The 20,758-nt window shown below is 66.5% G+C and carries 20 protein-coding genes; 15 read left to right on the forward strand and 5 right to left on the reverse strand.

The features are described from left to right. The 5 genes from QX048_RS10800 (at position 1) to QX048_RS10820 (ending at position 4,987) form a co-directional block, all read left to right on the forward strand. Positions 1 to 264 (forward strand): cytochrome C oxidase subunit IV family protein, encoded by a 264-nt coding sequence (locus QX048_RS10800; protein WP_315717762.1) that lies wholly within the window; start codon positions 1 to 3, stop codon positions 262 to 264. 101 nt (positions 265 to 365) lie between these two features. Further along, positions 366 to 818: a cytochrome c gene (locus QX048_RS10805; protein ID WP_315717761.1), complete on the forward strand. Its 453-nt coding sequence runs from the start codon at positions 366 to 368 to the stop codon at positions 816 to 818. 36 nt (positions 819 to 854) lie between these two features. Then, positions 855 to 2,201 carry a cbb3-type cytochrome c oxidase subunit I gene (locus tag QX048_RS10810; protein ID WP_316167625.1) on the forward strand — a complete coding sequence of 449 codons (1,347 nt, stop codon included), beginning with the start codon at positions 855 to 857 and terminating at the stop codon, positions 2,199 to 2,201. A gap of 59 nt (positions 2,202 to 2,260) precedes the next feature. Next, positions 2,261 to 3,070 carry a CbbQ/NirQ/NorQ/GpvN family protein gene (locus QX048_RS10815; protein ID WP_316167627.1) on the forward strand — a complete coding sequence of 270 codons (810 nt, stop codon included), beginning with the start codon at positions 2,261 to 2,263 and terminating at the stop codon, positions 3,068 to 3,070. A 3-nt stretch (positions 3,071 to 3,073) separates the two neighbouring features. After that, positions 3,074 to 4,987 (forward strand): nitric oxide reductase activation protein NorD, encoded by a 1,914-nt coding sequence (locus tag QX048_RS10820; RefSeq protein ID WP_316200712.1) that lies wholly within the window; start codon positions 3,074 to 3,076, stop codon positions 4,985 to 4,987. Positions 4,988 to 5,054: 67 nt separating this feature from the next. On the opposite strand, the gene QX048_RS10825 is transcribed toward QX048_RS10820, so the two are convergent. Continuing rightward, entirely contained in the window at positions 5,055 to 5,489 is a 435-nt protein-coding gene (locus tag QX048_RS10825) for a DUF2267 domain-containing protein (protein ID WP_315750299.1), read from the reverse strand. A gap of 1,179 nt (positions 5,490 to 6,668) precedes the next feature. Between QX048_RS10825 and QX048_RS10830 the strand changes: the two genes are divergently transcribed. Both QX048_RS10830 and QX048_RS10835 read left to right on the forward strand, forming a co-directional pair. Continuing rightward, the gene (locus tag QX048_RS10830) at positions 6,669 to 7,010 is read left to right on the forward strand and encodes a hypothetical protein (RefSeq protein ID WP_410052179.1); all 342 of its coding nucleotides are present in this window, start codon (positions 6,669 to 6,671) and stop codon (positions 7,008 to 7,010) included. 304 nt (positions 7,011 to 7,314) lie between these two features. After that, positions 7,315 to 8,103, forward strand: a complete 789-nt coding sequence (locus QX048_RS10835; protein WP_316194353.1) for a creatininase family protein — start codon at positions 7,315 to 7,317, stop codon at positions 8,101 to 8,103. A 109-nt stretch (positions 8,104 to 8,212) separates the two neighbouring features. Here QX048_RS10835 and QX048_RS10840 read toward each other — a convergent pair whose 3' ends face one another. Then, positions 8,213 to 9,151 (reverse strand): LysR family transcriptional regulator, encoded by a 939-nt coding sequence (locus QX048_RS10840; protein ID WP_316200711.1) that lies wholly within the window; start codon positions 9,149 to 9,151, stop codon positions 8,213 to 8,215. Positions 9,152 to 9,330: 179 nt separating this feature from the next. Between QX048_RS10840 and QX048_RS10845 the strand changes: the two genes are divergently transcribed. The 7 genes from QX048_RS10845 to QX048_RS10875 are packed head-to-tail and all read left to right on the forward strand — an operon-like array spanning position 9,331 to position 15,814. After that, positions 9,331 to 10,281 carry an N-carbamoyl-D-amino-acid hydrolase gene (locus QX048_RS10845; protein WP_316200710.1) on the forward strand — a complete coding sequence of 317 codons (951 nt, stop codon included), beginning with the start codon at positions 9,331 to 9,333 and terminating at the stop codon, positions 10,279 to 10,281. A gap of 23 nt (positions 10,282 to 10,304) precedes the next feature. Then, positions 10,305 to 11,126 (forward strand): ABC transporter substrate-binding protein, encoded by an 822-nt coding sequence (locus QX048_RS10850; protein ID WP_316200709.1) that lies wholly within the window; start codon positions 10,305 to 10,307, stop codon positions 11,124 to 11,126. After that, positions 11,123 to 11,977, forward strand: coding sequence for an amino acid ABC transporter permease (locus tag QX048_RS10855; protein WP_315717751.1), 855 nt, complete (start codon positions 11,123 to 11,125; stop codon positions 11,975 to 11,977). The genes QX048_RS10850 and QX048_RS10855 overlap by 4 nt, the downstream gene beginning before the upstream one ends. Continuing rightward, positions 11,977 to 12,741 carry an amino acid ABC transporter ATP-binding protein gene (locus QX048_RS10860; protein WP_409998623.1) on the forward strand — a complete coding sequence of 255 codons (765 nt, stop codon included), beginning with the start codon at positions 11,977 to 11,979 and terminating at the stop codon, positions 12,739 to 12,741. Before QX048_RS10855 ends, QX048_RS10860 begins: the two co-directional genes overlap by 1 nt. Before the next feature lie 4 nt (positions 12,742 to 12,745). Further along, positions 12,746 to 13,564 (forward strand): ABC transporter substrate-binding protein, encoded by an 819-nt coding sequence (locus QX048_RS10865; protein WP_315827067.1) that lies wholly within the window; start codon positions 12,746 to 12,748, stop codon positions 13,562 to 13,564. Beyond that, a complete protein-coding gene (locus tag QX048_RS10870; RefSeq protein WP_315750305.1) occupies positions 13,551 to 14,444 on the forward strand; it encodes a polysaccharide deacetylase in 894 nt (297 codons plus the stop codon). Before QX048_RS10865 ends, QX048_RS10870 begins: the two co-directional genes overlap by 14 nt. Further along, positions 14,441 to 15,814 carry an amidohydrolase family protein gene (locus QX048_RS10875; RefSeq protein ID WP_315827066.1) on the forward strand — a complete coding sequence of 458 codons (1,374 nt, stop codon included), beginning with the start codon at positions 14,441 to 14,443 and terminating at the stop codon, positions 15,812 to 15,814. The genes QX048_RS10870 and QX048_RS10875 overlap by 4 nt, the downstream gene beginning before the upstream one ends. Positions 15,815 to 15,820: 6 nt before the next feature. Here QX048_RS10875 and upp read toward each other — a convergent pair whose 3' ends face one another. From upp to QX048_RS10890, 3 genes are all read right to left on the reverse strand, one after another. Beyond that, on the reverse strand, positions 15,821 to 16,450 hold the full coding sequence (upp, locus tag QX048_RS10880) for a uracil phosphoribosyltransferase (protein ID WP_315827065.1): 630 nt from the start codon (positions 16,448 to 16,450) through the stop codon (positions 15,821 to 15,823). 271 nt (positions 16,451 to 16,721) lie between these two features. After that, complete coding sequence (locus tag QX048_RS10885; RefSeq protein WP_315827064.1) at positions 16,722 to 17,945, reverse strand: URC4/urg3 family protein; 1,224 nt, start codon at positions 17,943 to 17,945, stop codon at positions 16,722 to 16,724. Between the two features lie 14 nt (positions 17,946 to 17,959). Further along, the gene (locus QX048_RS10890; protein ID WP_315827063.1) at positions 17,960 to 19,216 is read right to left on the reverse strand and encodes a GTP cyclohydrolase II; all 1,257 of its coding nucleotides are present in this window, start codon (positions 19,214 to 19,216) and stop codon (positions 17,960 to 17,962) included. Positions 19,217 to 19,472: 256 nt separating this feature from the next. Between QX048_RS10890 and QX048_RS10895 the strand changes: the two genes are divergently transcribed. Continuing rightward, positions 19,473 to 20,702, forward strand: coding sequence for an amidohydrolase family protein (locus QX048_RS10895; RefSeq protein ID WP_315827062.1), 1,230 nt, complete (start codon positions 19,473 to 19,475; stop codon positions 20,700 to 20,702). Positions 20,703 to 20,758: the final 56 nt, after the last annotated feature.

The raw sequence follows: 20,758 nt of genomic DNA on the forward strand, positions 1-20,758 counted from the left end.
ATGGTCCGCGATCGCCTCACGCTCGCCTGGCTTCAATTGCTGAGCTTCGCCGTTGCCACGCTCGCGGCCTCGCTGCTGCTGCCGAATCGCTGGCTCGCCGATGCCCTCGTGCTCGCGCTCGCATTGGCAAAGGGCAGGGTGATCGTGCTGGATTTTCTCGGCCTGCGCCATGCGCCCGCGCTGTGGCGCGGCCTGCTCGCATCGTGGCTCCTAGGCCTGGTTGCGCTCGCCGGGCTGGCGGTGGCGCTCCGCGCGCTGGTCTGACGGGCCATCGCCGTGCTGCTTGCGCCGCGACAAAGAGACTCCCGGCAGTGCCGGTAGATTGCCTTCACCATCGACCTTCACCAAAACGGAAAGGACGTGTCATGGCGGAACGCCTGACCAAGTCGGCCGCACGGAACGTCTTCTACGGCGGTTCGGCCTTCTTCTTTGCGATCTTCCTCGGGCTCACAGCGCACAGCCACTACTACATGGTCACGACCTCGACCAATGCGTCGACGCTGTCCGACGGAGTCGCTCGCGGCAAGCACGTCTGGGAGAGAAACTCCTGCATCAACTGCCATACCCTGCTCGGCGAGGGCGCCTATTTCGCGCCAGAGGTCGGCAATGTCTGGGACCGCTGGGGCGGCAGGCAGGACCCGGCCGCCGCGCGCGAGATGCTGAAATCCTGGATGCAGTCGCAACCCTCCGGTGCGCCCGGCCGCAGGCAGATGCCGCAGTTCAATCTGTCCGACCAGGAGCTCAACGACCTCGCCGACTTCCTGCAATGGACCGACACGATCAAGCGCCAGGACTGGCCGCCGAACAAGGCCGGCTGAGCCGGCATCCCGTCCCCGTCATGAGAGAGATCCGCGATGAGATATGAGACCCAGAAGGTCGCGATGCTGTATTTCTACGGCGCGCTGACGCTCTTCCTCGCCCAGGTCATCTTCGGCCTGCTCGCCGGCACCATCTACGTGCTGCCGAACACGCTGTCGGTCCTGCTTCCCTTCAACATCGTCCGCATGATCCACACCAACGCGCTGATCGTGTGGTCGCTGATCGGCTTCATGGGCGCCACCTACTTCCTGCTGCCCGAGGAGACCGAGACCGAGCTCTACAGCCCGCTGCTCGCTAAGATCCAGTTCTGGATGTTCTTCGGCGCGGCCGGCACGGCCGTCGTCGGCTATCTCTTCCACTACCATGAGGGCCGTGAGTTCCTCGAGCAGCCCTTCATCATCAAGGTCGGCATCGTCGTCGTCTGCCTGATGTTCCTGTTCAACGTCACGATGACCGCCCTGAAGGGTCGCAAGACGACGGTGACCAACATCCTGCTGTTCGGTCTGTGGGGCGTCGCGATCTTCTTTTTGTTCGCCTTCTACAACCCAGCCAATCTCGCCGTCGACAAGATGTACTGGTGGTACATCGTCCATCTCTGGGTGGAGGGCGTCTGGGAGCTGATCATGGCCTCGATCCTGGCCTTCCTGATGATCAAGCTCAACGGCATCGACCGCGAGGTGGTGGAGAAGTGGCTCTACGTCATCATTGGCCTGGCGCTGTTCTCCGGCATCCTCGGCACCGGCCATCATTTCTACTGGATCGGCGCGCCCGGCTATTGGCAGTGGATCGGCTCGCTGTTCTCAACGCTCGAGGTCGCGCCGTTCTTCACCATGGTGATCTTCACGGTGCAGATGACGCTCAAGGCGGGACGCAAGCATCCGAATCGCGCCGCGCTGCTGTGGTCGGTCGGCTGCTCCGTCATGGCGTTCCTCGGCGCCGGCGTGTGGGGCTTCCTGCACACGCTGTCCAGCGTGAACTACTACACCCACGGCACCCAGGTGACCGCCGCGCACGGCCATCTCGCCTTCTTCGGCGCCTATGTGATGCTCAACCTCGCGGTCATGGCCTATGCGGTGCCGCAGCTGCGCCAGCGTGCGCCGTATAATCAGTGGCTCTCGATGGCGAGCTTCTGGATCATGTGCACGGCGATGATGACGATGACCTTTGCGCTGACCTTCGCCGGCATCATCCAGGTGCATCTGCAGCGCGTGCTCGGCCAGAGCTACATGGACGTGCAGGACCAGCTCGCGATGTTCTACTGGGTTCGGCTCGGCTCCGGTGTGTTCGTGGCGATCGCGGCGCTGATGTTCGTCTGGGCCGTGCTGGTGCCCGGCCGCGCCAAGCAGGCGATCATCCCCGGCGCCCTGCAGCCGGCGGAGTAAAACCCCGCAGGCGGCGGCTCCGATGCCGCCGCCTGCATCCCCCGATTCGGAGAGTGATCATGAAGCTCGTGCTGCACGCGATCGATACCGTCCTGTCGTTCCCCTCGTACACGCCGACCGGCAATGAATGCGCGCTGTTCGAGCATGCGTTCCGACATCGCTTACCGGTGCTGCTGAAGGGGCCGACCGGCTGCGGCAAGACCCGCTTCGTCGCGCACATGGCGGCGCGACTGGGCCTGCCGCTGCACACGGTCGCCTGTCACGACGACCTCACCGCCGCCGACCTCACCGGGCGATATCTGCTCAAGGGCGGTGACACCGTGTGGACCGACGGCCCGCTGACCCGCGCGGTGCGCGAGGGCGGCATCTGCTATCTCGACGAGGTCGTCGAGGCGCGGAAGGATGTGACCGTCGTGCTGCATCCTCTCACCGACGACCGCCGCATTCTTCCGCTGGAGCGCACCGGCGAGGAGCTGCTCGCGCCCGACGGCTTCATGCTGGTGGTGTCCTACAATCCGGGTTATCAGTCGCTGCACAAGGCGCTGAAGCCATCGACACGGCAGCGCTTCATCGCCATCGAATTCGGCTTCCTGCCCGCCGAGCAGGAGATCGCGGTGGTTGCCGCCGAGAGCGGGCTGGCGCCGGAGCGCGTTCGGCCGCTGGTGGCGCTCGCGCATCGGCTGCGAGCGCTGCAAGGCCATGACTTGGAGGAGGGCGTCTCGACGCGGCTCCTGGTCTATTGCGCGACGCTCGTCGCTGCCGGAGCATCCATCGCGGACGCCGTGCTCGCCGCGATGATCGAGCCGCTCACCGACGACGCCGACGTCAAGGCCGCGTTGCGCGAGGTCGCGCATGCCGTGATCGGGTGAGCCATGCTCGACTTCCTCGAACTGGAGGAGACCGTCGGCCGCGCCTGGCATCGCCTGGTCGGCACGACCTCGAGCTATCCGGTCCATCCGGATCAGGCCGTCGCCCTGAACGAGATCAGCGGCCGCATCGCCGTGATGTTCCGCGCGCTGGGCGGCGAGAGCGGCGTGCAGGTCGCCGGAGCCAAGGCGCGCAAATCGGGCCATCGGCTCGGCTGGCGCCAGCGCATTGGCCTCGGCGACGAATGCCTCGATCAGGCCGGGCGCGATGGCGCCACCGTGTTCCTGCCGGAGACCATCGCGCTGCTGCCGGGTCGCGCGCTCAATACGCAGCTCTATCACTGGCTCGCGGCGTGGTTCGCGACCATGGCGGTCGAGCCGATCGCGGAGCGCGATCCGCTGCGGCATGATCTGCTGGCGCTGCGCCGGGCCTGTGAGACGACCTCGCTGGTGCTGGCGCGCTTCCCTGGACTGGCGCGTCCGCATGCGCAACTCGCCGAAGCGCTGGCTGTGGCGCGTCCGCGGCGGCCGCTGCCTCGGCTCGAGCAGCAGGTCGAGCACATCGTCATGGCCCTGCTCGGCGCCGGCGCGCCGCCCAAGGGCGCGCTGTGGAATGCGGTCATCGCTGGCGGCGCGTTGCCGGAGGCCGCCCCGCCCGGCTATCGGCCGATGCTGCCGTGTCCGCTGTGGGGCGATTGCTGGAGCCGCGATGCCGTTGCCGCGGCGCGCGAGGACGACGAGACGCAGACGCCCGCAGAGCAGGAGGGTGCACCCGACACCCGCAAACGCTTCGCGCGGCGCGAGCGCGACGACACGGCCAAGCGCGATCCATTCATTCTCAACCGCTTCGAGAAGATCCTGGCGATGGCGGAGATGGTCAATGTCGATCGCCCTTCCGACGATACCGACGATGACGACGCCCGCAAGGCTGCCGACGATCTCGATGAGCTCGCGATCGCCAGGCGCAAGGGGTGTCCGGCGAGCAAGCTGAAGTTCGATCTCGACCTGCCGCCCGAGGCGGTGGACACGGCCCGGCTCGACAGCGGTCGGCTGTATCCCGAGTGGAATTATCGCAGCGGGGCCTATCTGCCGGACCATTGCCGCGTCGTGACCGGCGATGCCGCCGAGGCGGGCGAGGCGTGGTCTCCGGACGATGCGATGCGCCGGCGCATCCGCAGCGTGCGGCGCAGGTTCGAGACCTTGCGGCCGCGTCATGAGGTGATGCGCGCGCAGGCCGACGGCCACGACCTCGACATCGACGCGCTGGTGCGCGCGCGCAGCGATCTCAATGCCGGCCATGGCGGACTTGATCGCGTGCATCTGGCGATGCGCCCGCTCGCGCATGATCTCGCGGTGACTCTCCTGGTCGACGTGTCCCTATCGACCGATGCGTGGATCGACGGCGTGCGCGTTCTCGACGTCGAGAAGGAGGCGCTGCTGGTGCTGGCGCATGGGCTGTCGGCCTGCGGCGACAGCCACAGCATTCTCACCTTCACCTCGCGGCGCAACTCATGGGTCCGCCTGGAGACCGTGAAGGCATTCGACGAGCCGATGAGCGGGCGGGTCGAGCGCCGCATCGGCGCGCTCAGGCCCGGCTACTATACGCGTATCGGCACGGCGGTGCGTCATGCCGCCAGCCAGCTCGCCGAGCGATCCGAGCGCAAGCGCCTGCTGCTGGTGCTGACCGACGGCAAGCCGAACGACGTCGATCACTATGAGGGACGGTTCGCGATCGAGGACACGCGCAAGGCGGTGCAGGAAGCGCGGCGCGGCGGCGTCGCGGTGTTCGGCGTGACCATCGATGCGTCGGCGCAGTCGTATTTTCCCACCCTGTTCGGCCGCGGCGGCTACGCCATCGTCGGCAACATCAGGCGACTGCCCGCCGCGCTGCCGGCGCTGTACCGGCAGCTCGCGCATTGAAGGCGAGAGGCGCACTGCCGCCGTACCGACGACCGATACCGGCCAGCTGATCGAAGGGGTCCGGCCCTCAGGTCGCCGGCTCGCGCAGATTGCGCAGCGGCACCGGCAGGTGGCCCATCAGCTTGTCGAACTCGCCGGGATCGAGCTTCTCCCAGAGAATTTCGAAGATGCCGCGCGCAGCCGTGAGCGGATCGACCGGGAATTGCGGCGGCAGTTGGCGGAAGATGTCATCGACGAAATATTCGAGATGGCGGTCCTTGGTCGGGGTTGCCGCGTGGTGCCAGCCCTCGTAGTAGATCCCGCGAATGAGCATCGGCAACTGGGCGCCGAAATTCACGGCGACGGCCATCGGCATACGGTCGCGCAGCACATGCAGCACGGCACGCAGTGCATTGTAGGCCTGCTGCCGGCTCGCCAGCGCGAGGCGTTGCTCGATGGCCTTCAGCCAGATGTTGGTTTCCTGGACGGTGTGATCCAGGGCGGTCACGCCGGTCTCGCTCATGTGGTTCTCCATGATGACAAGTGCACAGGACCGTTCGAGGGACGCCGAACGAGGTAACGGCAAGGCCTGATTCGCTTGAACGCCTTGTCAGTAGGTGGTGCGTTCGGGCCGGGCATGTTGACCTGCATCAAATCACGATGTCGTGGTTGGACCGTGAGGTAAATGGCGGGTCAACGTCCGGCGCAGTCGTTTACGATCCCTTGCTACCGCAGCGGCACCGGCGGTCGGCAAGCCCATCCGTCATCTTACGGGGATCGTCGTGGTCCCGTGCACGGCACGTGACAATGGTCAGCAGTTCACTCTGACAAACAGCCATCGACAAACAGCCATCGACAAACAGAACGTCTACAAATCAGCACGTCGCGATCTCGCGGCGCCTATCGCGCCCGAGTCTTGCTTGACGGAGCCCTCTTCAAGTGAGAGGGCGCAGGGAAGGCCGGGAGCTCGCCGCCCCCGTGGCCCCCGTGCGGAAAGAATGCACGGGGCAGGAACCACAGGTTCGGCTGAGACATCCCGGCCTTCCCTGCGCGATAGTGTTACGGCTTATACGCATTCTCCCCGGTGAACGGGCTGTCTTGCCACCGTCACCCGCGCGAGGCTGAAACCTCGTCACGAGCTTGACGCCAGCGTCGCGGCGCCAGGACCATGCGACTTCGCCGTCCGCGCCGTGCCGTTCGTCCGCAGGCATGACACCCGCTGCGACACGTCGCGTCCATCGCATCCCGCACTCCACGTCTCGTGACGTTCGCGACACGCCCCTCTTCATGAGGCGGGATGCGCGGAAATGTCGTCCTGATTTGCCCGACGGTGCAAGCTGTTTATCTGCGGCAGACTGGCACGACGGGCAATTCGCGCATGGCGGTCATGCTGATTCGTTCGTCCGATGGCCCCGGGATTTTGCGTCTACCCGTGCTCAGTCGGAGAGCGCATCTCGAGTTGGAATCGGGCTGCTGCCTTGGGGGCGGCGCGAGGTGGGCGCTGCGGACGCTGAGAGACGCGCGACCACGGCGCTCCTCGTTCGCGGTGGCGAGCATGATGGCGAGCGACCGGAACGTTCGCGTTGCAAGTCCGGAACTTGCGCGCCTCGGTCACGCTGAACATCCCGAGATCATCGCGAGCCGGCGCTGCGCCGTCAGGTTGAACCCGTAATCGCCCTGCTTGTGAAGAACACGTCTTCGCTTGCTCGTCGCGACAGACTCACCTTACATCGGAGTCGTCCGAGGCGGAGAGATCGCGCGCTCGACACCCCTTCAACTCACGAATCGACGTCGGCTCGCAATGCTCAAGTCTGCCCAAGAGAAGTCTGTTCACAACAAGCCTGCTCAAGACAAATCCGGCAAAGACCTTCCGCTGACCGGCTATGCCGTCGTGGTCGATGGTCAGATCAAGACCGAATTCAAGACCAAGGATGGCGCACACAACGGCGCGCATGACCTCAAGCGCCGGTTTCCGATGTTGCAGATCAGGGTGTACGACGCGGAGACGAAGCAGACCCACGACATCGAATTGACGCGGGCGTGAGACTGGCCTGCCGCGCGGGGCGTGGTGTTGTGAGGACGGCAAGGCCGTTGCACCTTGTCGAGGCCGCAATCGCTGTCGATGTTTGAGTGCATGGAGAGCATGCTCCTGATGTAGCCGAGGGTACGGTGCCGGTCGCCGCGTCCTCGTCCCTGTGGGAGAGGGCGCAGTATCGCGCAGTGGCGTGCGGGCTGGGGTGCACGCAGGCGACTGTCGGCCTGCGCGCCAGATACGCCGAGATGGGCTGTTGCGGTGGCTGCGTGATATGAGCCAATCTGCCTCATCTCCGACCATGCGAGCAGCCATCATGACCGAAACCGCCTGGAACAGACTTTCCGCCGCAGCGCTTCGCGCGCTCGCGGCCCGAGACGCGATCGTGCTGTTGCCGGTGGCCTCGACCGAGCAGCACGGCCCGCATCTGCCGACGGGAGTTGACGACTTCCTGTGCAGCGAGGTCTGCCGTCGCACCGCGCTGGAGCTGACTCCAGACCATCCCATCGTGGTCGCGCCGACCGTTTGGTGCGGGCTCGCCGACCATCACGTTCCGTTCGGTGGCACCTTCACCCTCGGTCTCTCCACCTACCACGCCGTGCTCAGAGACCTGTGCCGCTCGATTCTGAATGCCGGCTTCCGCCGCATCGTGATCGTCAACGGCCATGGCGGCAACATCCAGGCGCTGGCCACCCTCACCGGCGAACTGACGCGCGAGCTCAATGCGCCGATCGCGACGACGACCTATTTCATGGAAGGGCGGGAGACCATGGCCAAGGTCCTCGAGGATCAGGAGGGCGTGATGCATGCCTGCGAAGCCGAGACCTCGATGATGATGGCGGCTCATCCCGGCCTCGTCGACGCGGCGAGGCTCGACGCTGCCTTTGGGCCGAGCTTCGACATCATGGGCTCGCTGGTCCCGTCGCTGAAAATGTTCAGATCGTTCGCCGACATCACCACCTCCGGCGTCGCAGGCGATGCGCGCAAGGCATCTGCTGCAAAGGGCGAGAAGCTGCTCGCCGGCTGCGCGGCGGCGCTGGCGGCGCGATTGCGGGCGGGCGAGCCATGGTCCACTGCACCAATTCCGCCGCCAGCCGCAAGATGACAGTGACGCGGAGCATCCTCCCGAGAAGCCCGTCGCAGGCGGGCGTTTCGGATGATGCGCCGCAAACGATACGTCCACGGGTTTGATGGACGCATGCCGATCGGCAAGCTCAGCCGCGCTGCGCGGAAGCGGCGAGGCTCGGAGCCCCGATCGCGTCGAGGCCGTCCGCAAGACTGCGGCTCGCGTTTCGCACCTCGCTGCGAAACGTCTTCGCCAGGTTCGACAGCGGCCGCGCCTCCGACCACAGCACATAGGCCGAGACTTTGGTGCTCGGCGTGAACGGCCGTACCGCGAGATCATGCGCGCCCTGGCGCGGCGAGAATGGATCGACCACGGCGACGCCCACGCCGGTCGAAGCCAGCACGCAGGCCGTGTTGCAGTAACGCACTTCGACGGTCGGCTGGAAGTCGGCATCGGCTTGCCGGAAGCTCTCGCGCACGGCTTCGCCAAGGCGCGTGCCGCGTTCGAGGCCGATCAGCGGGGAGCCGGCGAGATCCCGCGCTGAAATCACGTCGCATTCGGCAAGCGGATGCCGGGCCGGCATCACGCACACCATCTCCCCGGTATGCACGACCTCATGGGCGATCCCGGGATGATCGGACAGTCCGAGCGCGAAGCCGAGCTCGGCGACGTTGCCGAGCACGCCCTCGATGATGCCCTCGTAGCGGCGCACGTCGAAGAACATCCGCGTCTGCGGCCGGCGCCGCAGGAAGCCTGACAAGGTCGGCGGGATGATGCTGTAGGCGAGCGGCGGCGTGGCGACGATCGACAGATGACCCGTCTTCTGCTCGCGCAGGTCACGCACGCGGTTTTCCAGCCGGACGTGCAGGGTGAAGATCGCCTCGCTCTCCTCATAGAGCGTCATCGCCTCGGGTGTCGGGAACAGCCGGTTGTTGACGCGCTCGAACAGCGTGAAGCCGGCCTGCGCCTCCATCGCCTTCAGCGCATTGCTGATCGCAGGCTGCGACAGCGCGAGCTCCTCGGCCGCAGCGACCGTGGTGTGGTGGCGGATGACCGCCCGCAGGATCTCCAACTGGCGCAGGTTCATGGCATGGTCGCCCTATTAGCCCGGGTGATGGTCTCGGCCAAAATATCATAGACCGAGGTCGTCCCGACTGGTTGCAATTCCTGCGCCGGTTTCGCTTCATTGATGCTTCTCTTGCGCGTCGCAGGGGGCGGTGCTGCCGCCTGCTGGAAAGGCATGACGCACAGATCGGAGGCAGAGTTTTGAGCCGTATCTTCCGCGCCGCCGCCGCCCAGATGGGGCCGACCCAGCGCGCCGACAGCCGGGGGCACACGCTGTCGCGCATGATCGGGCTCTTGGAACAGGCGGCCGCCCAGGGCGCGAAGCTGGTGGTGTTTCCGGAACTCGCATTCACGACCTTCTTCCCGCGTTGGATCCTCGAAGGCGATGAGCTCGACAGCTATTTCGAGCGCGCGATGCCGAACCCGTCCGTTGCCGCGCTGTTCGACCGGGCGCGGGCGCTTCGCGTCGGCTTCTATGTCGGCTATGCCGAGCTGACACCGGACGGACGCCGCTTCAACAGCTCCATCCTGGTCGATCCCGACGGCGAGATCATCAGCAAATATCGCAAGGTGCATCTGCCCGGCTCCGTCGAGCCGCGCCCGAGTGCCAAGTATCAGCAGCTGGAGAAGCGCTATTTCAGCTATGGCGATCTCGGCTTTCCGGCCGTGCGCGCCGGCCGCGAGTGGGGCGGCGCCATCATGGGCATGATGATCTGCAACGACCGGCGCTGGCCGGAATCGTGGCGGGTGCTGGGGCTGCAGGGCGTCGAGCTGGTCTGCGTCGGCTACAATTCCGCGGCCTATGATCCGAATGGCGGCAACACCGAGGATGCCTCGCTGCGCACCTTCCATTCGACCCTGGTGGCGCAGGCCAACGCCTACATGAATGCGACGTGGGCGATCGCGGTCGCAAAGGCGGGCGACGAGGACGGCAGCGGGCTGATCGGCGGCTCCTGCATCGTCGATCCCAATGGCTGCATCGTGGCGCGGGCGAAGACGCTCGCCGACGAGGTCGTCGTCGCCGACATCGACCTCGATCTGTGCCGCCAGGGCAAGGACAAGATGTTCAACTTCGCGGCGCATCGCCGGCCGGATCAGTACAGGCTCATCACCGAGCGCGCCGGCGCCGTCGAGCCGGCCGTGGTCGATTAGCCGTTCACGTGGGGAGTTGCAGGATGCGCCGTTCGTTGTTCGCAGGTTTCGTCATCCTCACCTCGCTTGCTCCGGCGGGGGCCGCGGAGCTGCCCGCTGAGATCAAGCAGGCCGGCGTACTCAAGCTCACGGTCAACTCGACCTACGCGCCGATGGAATATCACGACCCCGCCACCAACGAGCTGAAGGGGCTCGACATCGATCTCGCCAACGAACTGGCGAGGCGGCTCGGCGTCAAGATCGTGTGGAGCGAGACGGCGTTCGCCGAACTCATTCCCTCGCTGCAGACCCGGCGCGCCGACTTCATCATCTCGGGCATCTCCGACCGTGCCTCGCGGCGCGAGACCGCCGACTTCGTCGACTATCTCGTCACCGGCCCGCAGTTCTTCGTGCTGGCGGAGAGCGATGCCAAGGTCGCGACCGATCTGTGCGGCCGGAAGATCGGCACCACGCGCTCGACGAGCTTCCCGCAGGAGATCGAGAAATGGAGCAAGGCCAATTGCGAGGCCGCAGGCAAGCCTGCCGCGCAATATGTGCCGGGGGAGAACTCGATCGATGTCCGCAATCAGCTCAAGCAGAGCCGCATCGATGCCGCCGTGCAGGGCAGCGAGACCTTGCCCTATGCGCAGTCGCAGGAGGCCGGCAAGTATCGCATCGTCGGTGAGCCCATCGCCTTCGGCTACCAGGGCATCATGTTCCGCAAGGACGATGCAGGCTTTCGCGAGGTCGTGACCGAACAGCTCAAGGCGATGATCGCCGACGGCAGCTACAAGGCCATTCTCGACAAATGGGGTCTCGGCGCCAATGCGGTGCGCGAGCCGATGCTCAACGCGGCGCCGCAATGAGCCGCGCCGACGTACTGGCCGATGGCTTTCCCGACCTGTCGGCGCACAGGATCGCGCGCAAGGCGCATTGGGGCCGCTGGCTTACGGCTGCCGTCATTGTCGTGATCCTGCTGGCGATCGGCCGCGCCTTCGCCAGAGGCCAGATCGAATGGTCTTACGTCGAACGCTTCGTGACCGCGCCGGTGATCCTGCGCGGCATCGTCAACACCATGGTCATGGCCGTCGCGGCGATGGCGCTGGGCATCGCGCTCGGCGTGGTCGTCGCGATCATGCGGCTGTCGCCCAATCCGGTGCTGCGGTCGGTCGCCGCCGGCTACACCTGGCTGTTTCGCGGTACGCCGCTGATCCTCCAGTTGTTGTTGTGGTTCAACCTCGCGCTGGTGTTTCCGACCATCGGCATCCCCGGCCTGTGGAGCGCGCGCGCCGTCGACGTGATGACGCCGTTCCTGGCCGCGCTGCTCGGGCTCGGCATCAACCAGGGCGCCTACACCTCGGAGGTGATGCGGGCAGGGCTGCTCTCGGTCGACATCGGGCAATACGAGGCGGCGCAGGCGATCGGCATGGGACGGCTGCAGGCGCTGCGCCGGATCATCCTGCCGCAGGCGATGCGCGTGGTGATCCCGCCGCTCGGCAACGAGTTCATTGGCCTGGTCAAGGCGACCTCGCTCGCCAGCGTGATCCAGTATCCGGAGGTGTTGCACTCGGCCGAGAACATCTACTACGCCAATTCGCGCGTCATCGAGCTCCTGATCGTCGCCGGCCTCTGGTATCTGCTCGTGGTCTCGGTCCTGACGCCGCTGCAGATGCTGCTCGAACACCGTTTTGCCCGTGGCATCGCGCGGGGGCGCTGATGACGCCGCTCGTCGCCATCCGTCAGGTCAGCAAGCGCTTCGGGGAATTCCAGGCGCTCAAGCAAGTCTCGCTCGATGTCTTCGAGGGCGAGGTGGTGTGCCTGATCGGGCAATCCGGCTCCGGCAAGACCACCTTGCTCCGTTGCGTCAACCAGCTGGCCACGGCGGACAGCGGCGGCATCTGGCTCGACGGCGCGCTGCTCGGCTTCCGCGAGACGGCCGGTCGGCTGCATCGGCTGTCGGAGCGCGAGATCGCGCGGCAACGCCTCGCCTGCGGCATGGTGTTCCAGCGCTTCAACCTGTTCCCGCACATGACGGCGCTGGAGAACGTGATCGAGGGGCCGGTGCAGGTGCAGAGGCGCAGGCTTGCCGAGGCGAAGGACGAGGCCTTGTCGCTGCTGCGCCGGGTCGGCCTTGCCGACAAGGCGCAGTCCTATCCGGCGCAACTGTCCGGCGGTCAGCAGCAGCGCGTGGCGATCGCACGCGCGCTCGCAATGAAGCCGCGGCTGGTGCTGTTCGACGAGCCGACCTCGGCGCTCGACCCGGAGCTGGTCGGCGAGGTGCTCGGTGTGATGAAGGAGCTGGCGAGGTCCGGCATGACCATGCTGGTCGTCACGCATGAGCTCGGCTTCGCGCGCGAGGTCGCCGACCGGGTTGTCTATATGGACCAGGGCGTGATCGTGGAGAGTGGTCCGGCCGGCGAGGTGCTGCGTGCGCCGCGCGAGGCGAGGACCAAGGCATTTCTGGCAGCTGAAGTGGGGTGAGGTGATGGAATTGAAGTCGATCGTGTTGGCTGGGCTCATGAGCGCGGCCGTGGCGGGCGCGGCTCTCGCCGCCGAGCTGCCGGCCGATATCAAGCAGAACGGCCTGCGCATCGCGGTGGTGCCGAACTATCCGCCGATGGAGTTCAAGGATCCGGCCACCGCGACCCTGACCGGCTTCGACGTCGAGCTCGGCGAGGCGCTGGCCAAGAAGCTCGGCGTCAACGCGGTGTGGCAGGAGACCAGCTTCGACCAGCTGATGCCGGGCCTCGCCACGCAGCGTTTCGACATCATCCTGACCGGCATGACCGACTACAAGAGCCGGCAGGATACCGCGACCTTCATCGACTACCTGCGCAGCGGTCCGCGATTCTTCGTGCAGGCTTCGCGCGCCAGCGAGTTCAAGGAGCCGACGGCGCTGTGCGGCAAGAGGGTCGGCGCCTCCAGGCGCACGATGTTCCCGAAGGACATCGCCGCCTGGAGCGAGAAGAACTGCGGCGCGAGCGGAATCGAGTTCGTCGGCACCGAGGGCTCGGCCGACGCCCGCACGCAGCTCAAGCAGGGCCGCATCGACGCCGCCGTGCAGGGCAACGAGACCTTGCCCTACATCATGGATCTCGAGCCGAACACTTACGTGCCGGTCGGCACGCCCATCGCGTACCAATATACGGGGCTGGCGACGCCGGTGAAGGCGGACGAACTGCGCGAGGCGCTGCGCGCCGCGCTGGAGGGCCTGATTGCCGACGGCAGCTACAAGGCGCTGCTGGCGAAGTGGAAGCTGAGCGACAACGGAATCGAGAAGGTGCTGATCAATGCTGGACAGTAAGGCGCTCGCGGGAATCCCGGTCGTTCCCGCCAACACCGCGCCGCCGGCGCCGGACTATCCATGGCCTGCGCCGCACAGAGCGGCGATGTTCCTGTCGTTCGACATCGACGCCGAGAGCGCCTGGACCTCGAAGGATCCCGCGCATGCGGCGCGTCTGGTCACGATGAGCTTCGGCGGCTTCGAGGCGCGCGTCGGCACGCCGAAGCTGCTCGAGCTGCTCGCCGAGCTCGATCTCAAGGCGACGTTCTTCATCACGGGATGGGCGGTCGACGCGCATCCGGCGATGGCGGAAGCGGTGCTGAAGGCGGGCCACGAGATCGGCCATCACGGCTATCACCATCTGCTGCCGGATCCCGGCGATCCCTTCATCGTCGAGGAGATCGAGCGCGGCTTCGAGGCGATCCAGCGCCGGCTCGGCATCCGGCCGATCGGCTACCGCGCGCCGTTCGGCGAGTTCTGCGAGGAGCTGCTGACAGCGCTGGTGCGCCAGGGCATCGTCTACACCTCCTCGTTCCGCGATGACGTCAGGCCCTATCGCCATCGCTTGGCCTCCGGCTCGCCGGGCACGATCGAGATCCCGGTGACCGCGAGCTATGACGATTGGATGCACGGCCTGTCGGCGCGGTTCTCGCCGCGCTCGATCTTTCCGAAAGAGCACGTGCTGTCGATGTGGAAGGATGAGCTGGACGAAGTCCGCGATTGGGGCGCGATGGTGACGACCGTGCTGCATCCGCAGGTCTCGGGCCGGCCGATGCGCTTCCGGCTGCTGCGCGAGTTCCTGACCTACGCCAAATCGTGCCGGGACGTGTGGATCACGACCGGAGCCGAGATCGCGGCGAACTACCAGCGCCATGAGGCGGCGGAAGCGAAGGACGCATGAGTACGACGGCGATCTTCGGCAGCTACGTGCTGACGCGCAAGGACGGCGCGCAGGACGTCCTGCGCGATCACTGGGTGCTGGTCGAGGGCAGGCGCATCGCGGCCGTGACGCGTGATCGGCCGGCGGCGGACGAGGTGTTCGATCGTCCGGGTCGCTTCGTGCTGCCAGGCCTGTTGAACCTGCACAACCACATCTTCAGCGAGGCGATCGCACGCACGCTCACCGAGGACGGCAACGGCCGGCGCAACAACAAGAGCATCGTCTACACCGTGCTGCTGCCGCTGTCCAAGCGCGGGGCCGAAATCCTTTCGGTGGAGGAGCGGCTGGCGATCGGCCGCATGGGGGTGCTGCAGCTCCTGAAGGGCGGCGCCACCACGGTGATGGAGCCGTTCCGCAACACGATCCCGGAGCTGTTCGATGCGGCTCTCGAGATGGGCCTGCGCTTCTATGGCGCGCCCTATCTGTTCTCGACATCAGATGCCAAGGCGGATGCCTCCGGCGTCGTGACTTACGCCGGCGATGACGGCGAGGCCGACATGGCGGTCTGGAATGCGCTCCATCAGCGCTGGCACGGCCAGGGCGACGGGCGCATCCGGCTTGCGATGAGCCCGCACGCGACCGATACCTGCGGACCGGATCTGTTGCGCGCGGCTGCCAGCCGGGCGCGCGAGCTCGGCGTTCCCATCACCACGCACATGGCGCAGAGCGCGGGCGAGGTCGCGACGATCGCGCAGCGCCATGGCGGCCGCACCCCGGCCGAATATCTCGACTGGCTCGGCCTGCTTGGTCCCGATCTGCTGGCGGCGCATTGCCACGCGTCGACCGATGCGGACCTTGCGCTGATGGCGGCGCGTGGTGCCGGCGTGCTGAACTGCCCGCGCGTGTTCGCGCGCGCCGGAGTCACCGCCGCCTTCGGCCGCTTCGCCGCGCATGGCGTCCGCACCGCGGTCGGCACCGACGGCTACAACATGGATCTGCTCGGCGAGCTCAACGCGGCGTCGATGATCTCGAAGATCGCGCTGGGAAGCGCCGAGACGGCGAGCGCGCCGGAACTGATCGACGCCGTCACCACGACGGCCGCCGCCATGATCAAGCGCGACGATCTCGGCGTCATCGCGCCCGGCGCGACCGCCGACCTCACCGTCGTCGACATGATGCATCCACATCTTCAGCCGCTACACGACCCGCGTCGCGGCCTGATCGCGCTCGCGAACCGCGCCAACATCGACCAGGTGATGATCGACGGCCGGCTGCTGATCCACGACGGCCGCTATCTCCACGGTGACGAGGCGGCGATCACGGCGGCAGGCGCTGCAGCGATCGAAAAGATCCGGGCGTTGCCGGAGGCAGAGGCCGCATTCGCCGGCTGAATGCTGCTACCGCGTGCCGTAGGCGCGGTCGCCGGCGTCGCCGAGGCCGGGAACGATGAAGGCGTCGTCGTCGAGGCCGTCGTCGATCGCGGCGGTCCACAGTGCGACATCGGGATGCAGGCCGCGGACGCGCTCGACGCCCTCGGGCGCCGCGATCATGCAGACCATGCGGATATCCTTGGCGCCGCGCTCCTTGAGCCGGTCGACCGCGGCGACTGCGCTGTTGCCGGTCGCGAGCACCGGCGTGACGACGACGGCCAGGCGCTCCTGCAGGTCGGACGGCGCCTTGAAGAAGTACTCGACCGCGGTGAAGGTCTGCGGCTCGCGGTACAGGCCGATATGGGCGACGCGCGCGGTCGGCACCAGATCGAGCATGCCGTCGACGAAGGTGACGCCGGCGCGTAGCACCGGCACGAACACCAGCTTCTTGCCGGCGATCTTGGCCGACTGCATTCGCGCCAGCGGCGTCTCGATCTCGACCTCCGTGAGCGGCAGGTCGCGCGTGACCTCGTAGCACAGGAGCATGCCGATCTCCTTGAGGAGCTCGCGGAACGACTTGGTCGAGATCGACTTGTCGCGGATCAAGGTCAGCTTGTGCTGCACCAGCGGATGATCGACGACCGTGACGCCTTCCATGGCTTTCATCTCCAAAGCGTAGGGTGGGCAAAGGCGCGAAGCGCCGTGCCCACCTGATACTAGCTCAGCTTGGAATGGTGGGCACGCTGCGCTTTGCCCACCCTACGCGCAACTTATGAATTGCGTCATTGCGAGGAGCGAAGCGACGAAGCAATCCAGACTTTCTTCCGGGCTCTGGATTGCTTCCGCCGTCGCCCTTCGGCCTATGGCGGACAAGTCGCTTCGCTCGCAATGACGTCGGCTGTTATGAAGCAAGGCTACCAAACACCTCTTAAAACACCGTGCCGTCGCTGAGGATGGTCAGCGGCGGCGAGCCGTCGGGACGGCGTTCGAAGGCGAGCTTGCGGCCGGCGGCCCAGCTGCCGCCTTCGAGGATGCGCGCCAAGGGCAGCTGTTCCGCCGTCTGGCCGGTGCGCTGGCGGATCAGCGCCGCCAGGCGATCGAGCAGGGCGACGGTCAGCGCGCGCCATTCCACCACCAGCGGGGAATCAACGGCATGCGCCCGCGCGGCATCGGCGAGATCGCGCAGCACCAGCACGCCGCCGTCGACGAACAGGCCGCCATTGCGGTATTCGGCGAGTCCCGTAAGGCCGTCGATGTTCTCGACCACGAGGCCGGCGCGCTGCAGCGGTTCGATCAGCGAATAGCTCAGCCATTGCGACAGCTTGTGCAATGGGACGAGACCGCTGGTCGCGTCATCGGTGACCAGGGAAGCATGGCGCCAGCAGTCGCCGAGCGCGATGCCTTGCAGCGTCAGCCGCGACGGCCAGATCGGGCCGAGCTGCAGCAGCACCTGCTGCAGAATGTCAGCGGCCTGGAGGTGGCCGCCGGTCGCCCCGGCGGCGAGCTGATCGAACAGACCGCCGGGACGTGGGGTATCTTTCCGACCGAAGATATCCGGCTTTGCAGCCGTGACCTCGCCTAGCCGGCGCAGCAGCGCAACGCGGCCTTCGAGTCCGACCAGCGGATTGTCGGCGCTCACCTGGAAGCCGCGTTCGAGATCGGCGACGATGATGTGCTGCAGCTTCGCGGCGTCGGCCCGCAGCGGATGGCTTGCATCGGCCGAAAACGCACCGCGTGCGAACATGTCGAGGCTCGCCAGTGCCAACCCTTCGGAGCGGCCGATGCGCGCGCCGGTCACGGCATCCCGATAGCGCCACGCCGCGCCGGCGCCGGCGTCGAGCAGCACGCTGGTGATGGCGAGATCGAACTCGGCGCGCGCCCGTGAAGCCGCATCCGGCCAATTCACATTGTCGGCGATCGCGGCCCAGCGATCGACACCGCCGACCACGAAATGCCGCCAGCGCGAGTGGAACGGCACCTCGCCACCTGGATAGGCCCTGCGGGTCACGTCGAGCACGAGGTCGGCAATCGCATCGAGCTTTGCGAGGTCGATGCGGAAGTGCGGCAGCTTGTCGGCGAGACCGAGCGCAAGCAGCTGATGCGCCCGCTCGCGCACTGCGCGGGCGGACAGGAGATATGAAACGTCGGTCATGATCAGCCGCTGCGCTAGTACTTTTCGAGCGGTCGGCCGACGGTGTCGCCGAGCGCCTCGGGCTTCTGCGGCTCCAGCGAGAAATAGCCGGCGGCCTTCTTGGCCGCGATCTCGACATGGGCATCCGCCGGGATCAGCTCGTCGGGGATCGGCACGCGCTCGACGATGTCGACACCCTGGCCCACCAGCGCGTCATGCTTCATGTCGCTCATCGAGATGAAGCGGTCGATGCGTTTGACGCCGAGCCAGTGGATGACGTCGGGCATCAACTGCTGGAAGCGCGCATCCTGCACGCCGGCGACGCATTCGGTGCGCTCGAAATAGGCCGCCGCGGCGTCGCCGTCCTCCTGGCGCTTGCGCGCATTGTAGACCAGGAACTTCGTCACCTCGCCGAGCGCGCGGCCTTCCTTGCGGTTGTAGACGATGATGCCGAGGCCGCCGTTCTGCCCGGCCGCAACGCATTCTTCGATACCGTGGATCAGATACGGGCGACAGGTGCAGATGTCGGAGCCGAACACGTCGGAGCCGTTGCACTCGTCATGCACGCGACATGTGATCTTCGTCCGGCTGTCATTGAGCTTGTCGACGTCGCCGAACAGATAGACCGTGGTGCCGCCGATCGGCGGCAGGAATACCTGCAGGTCGGGCCGGGTCACCAGCTCCGGATACATGCCGCCGGTCTGCTCGAACAGGCCGCGGCGTAGACTGGTCTCGCTGGTGCCGAAGCGCGCGGCCACGCCGGGCAGGTACCACACCGGGTCGATCGCGATCTTCACCACGGAGACGCTGCCATTGGCATGCACGACGTCGCCGTCATGAACGAGGCGCTTGGCCGCGAGCGCCGCATGCAACTCAGGAAGCTCGATCCGCGCCTTGGTCACGGCGATCGTCGGCCGGATATCGATTCCTTCCGCGATCTCGCCGCCGAAATTCTCGGCCACCAGATGACCCCAGGGATCGAGCGCGACGATCTTCGCCGGATCTCGCCACTGCGCGAACGGGCCGATCGTGGCGGCGGGATGGGTGTTGGTGAGATCGGGGCGGCGGATCGGATCGAGCGCACCGGATGATACCGCGAGCGCGCGGTAGACCGTGTAGGAACCGCCATGGCTGCCGATCACGTTGCGGTCCTGCGGACGTGATACCGTGCCGATCACGGGTCCGCGCTCGCGTGCGCTTTCGGCGCCCCAGTGGAGCGGGAAATTATGCTTGGCGCCTGGCACCGGGTGCGAGGTCAGGCGGATGTGATCCGTACGGTTGGAGCGAGTCATCGGACAGCCACCCCCAAAACGGCAACGGCCCGCCTTGACGACGGGCCTGAGCAGAACGCGTTCACGTTTTCCATGCACCAATATAGCAGTTTTTCCCCGCCAAACAAGTGGTCCCGGGTGGCCGGTTATTTGTAAACGAATGGTTTCGGATCCCGGTCGGCGGTCCCGCGGCGTCAGGCCCTGGCATGGCGCTTGCCTTTTGCAGGCGACGCCGCCAGCTTGGCGCGCATCTGGAATTCTCGACGGCAACGGCGGCATGGACCTGATCATTCGCAATGCGGTGCTGGCGCAGCACAGTGAGCTGCGCCGGGCCGATATCGGAATTTCCGACGGCACCATCGTGGCGATCGCGCCGTCATTGCAGGCCGACGGCGAACAGCGCGATGCCGAGAACTGCCTCGTCGTGCCCGGCTTCATCGAGACGCACATCCATCTCGACAAGACCTGCATCCTCGACCGCTGCACGATCAGGGAAGGGACCGTGGCAGAGGCGGTGCGCGAGACTGCGGCCGCCAAGCGCAACTTCACGGCCGACGATGTCTATGACAGGGCGAAGCAGACCGTGGAGCGCTGCGTCAGCCACGGCACGATGCGGATGCGCACCCATGTCGAGCTCGATCCCGGCATCGGTTTCATCGGCTTCGAGGCGATCCAGCAGCTCGCGCGCGACTATGCCTGGGCGCTCGACCTCGAGATCTGCGTGTTTCCGCAGGAAGGGCTCACCAATTATCCGGGCACCGAGGAGCTCTTGATCGAGGGCCTGCGCCGCGGCGCACGCACCATCGGCGCCGCCCCGTATTTCGACACCGACCCGCCGGCCCAGATCGACCGCATCTTCGCGATCGCGCGCGAGCACGACGTCGACATCGACATGCATCTCGATCTTGCCGAGACGCTCGATCACATGCAGATCGAATATGTCTGCCGCAAGACGGAGGAATACAGCTGGGGCGGACGCGTCGCGGTCGGCCACGTCACGCAGCTGTCGCTGCTGCCGCCGGAGCGTTTCGACGCGATCGCAACGCAGCTCGCCAATGCCGGCGTCGCAGTCACCGTGCTGCCCTCGACCGACCTGCATCTGATGGGGCGCCGGCACGATCATGCGATCCCGCGCGGCGTGGTCCCGCTGGAGCCGCTGCGCGCGCAAGGGGTGACCTGCTCGCTCTCGACCAACAACGTGCTGAACCCGTTCACGCCGTATGGCGACGGCTCGCTGATCCGGATGGCGAACCTCTACGCCAACGTCTGCCACGTCTCGCGGCCGGATCATCTTGCGGGGTGTCTCGACATGGTCACGCACGACGCGGCGCGGCTGATGCGGCTCGATGACTACGGCATCGAGGTCGGCGCGCCGGCCGATCTCGTCTGCATCGATGCGGCGACGCCGACCGAGGCCGTGGCGACCCTGGCGCAGCCGCTCTGGGGCCTCAAGCGCGGCCGGCCGTCGTTCTCGCGGACGCGGCCGGTGCTGTACCGGCCGGGGTGAAACGATGAGGGGTGGTGCATGACGCTGTCGCCACATTCGTCATTGCGAGGAGCGAA

Source organism: Bradyrhizobium sp. SZCCHNS30572 (assembly GCF_032484415.1).
In the GTDB taxonomy this organism is placed as follows: Bacteria; Pseudomonadota; Alphaproteobacteria; order Rhizobiales; family Xanthobacteraceae; genus Bradyrhizobium.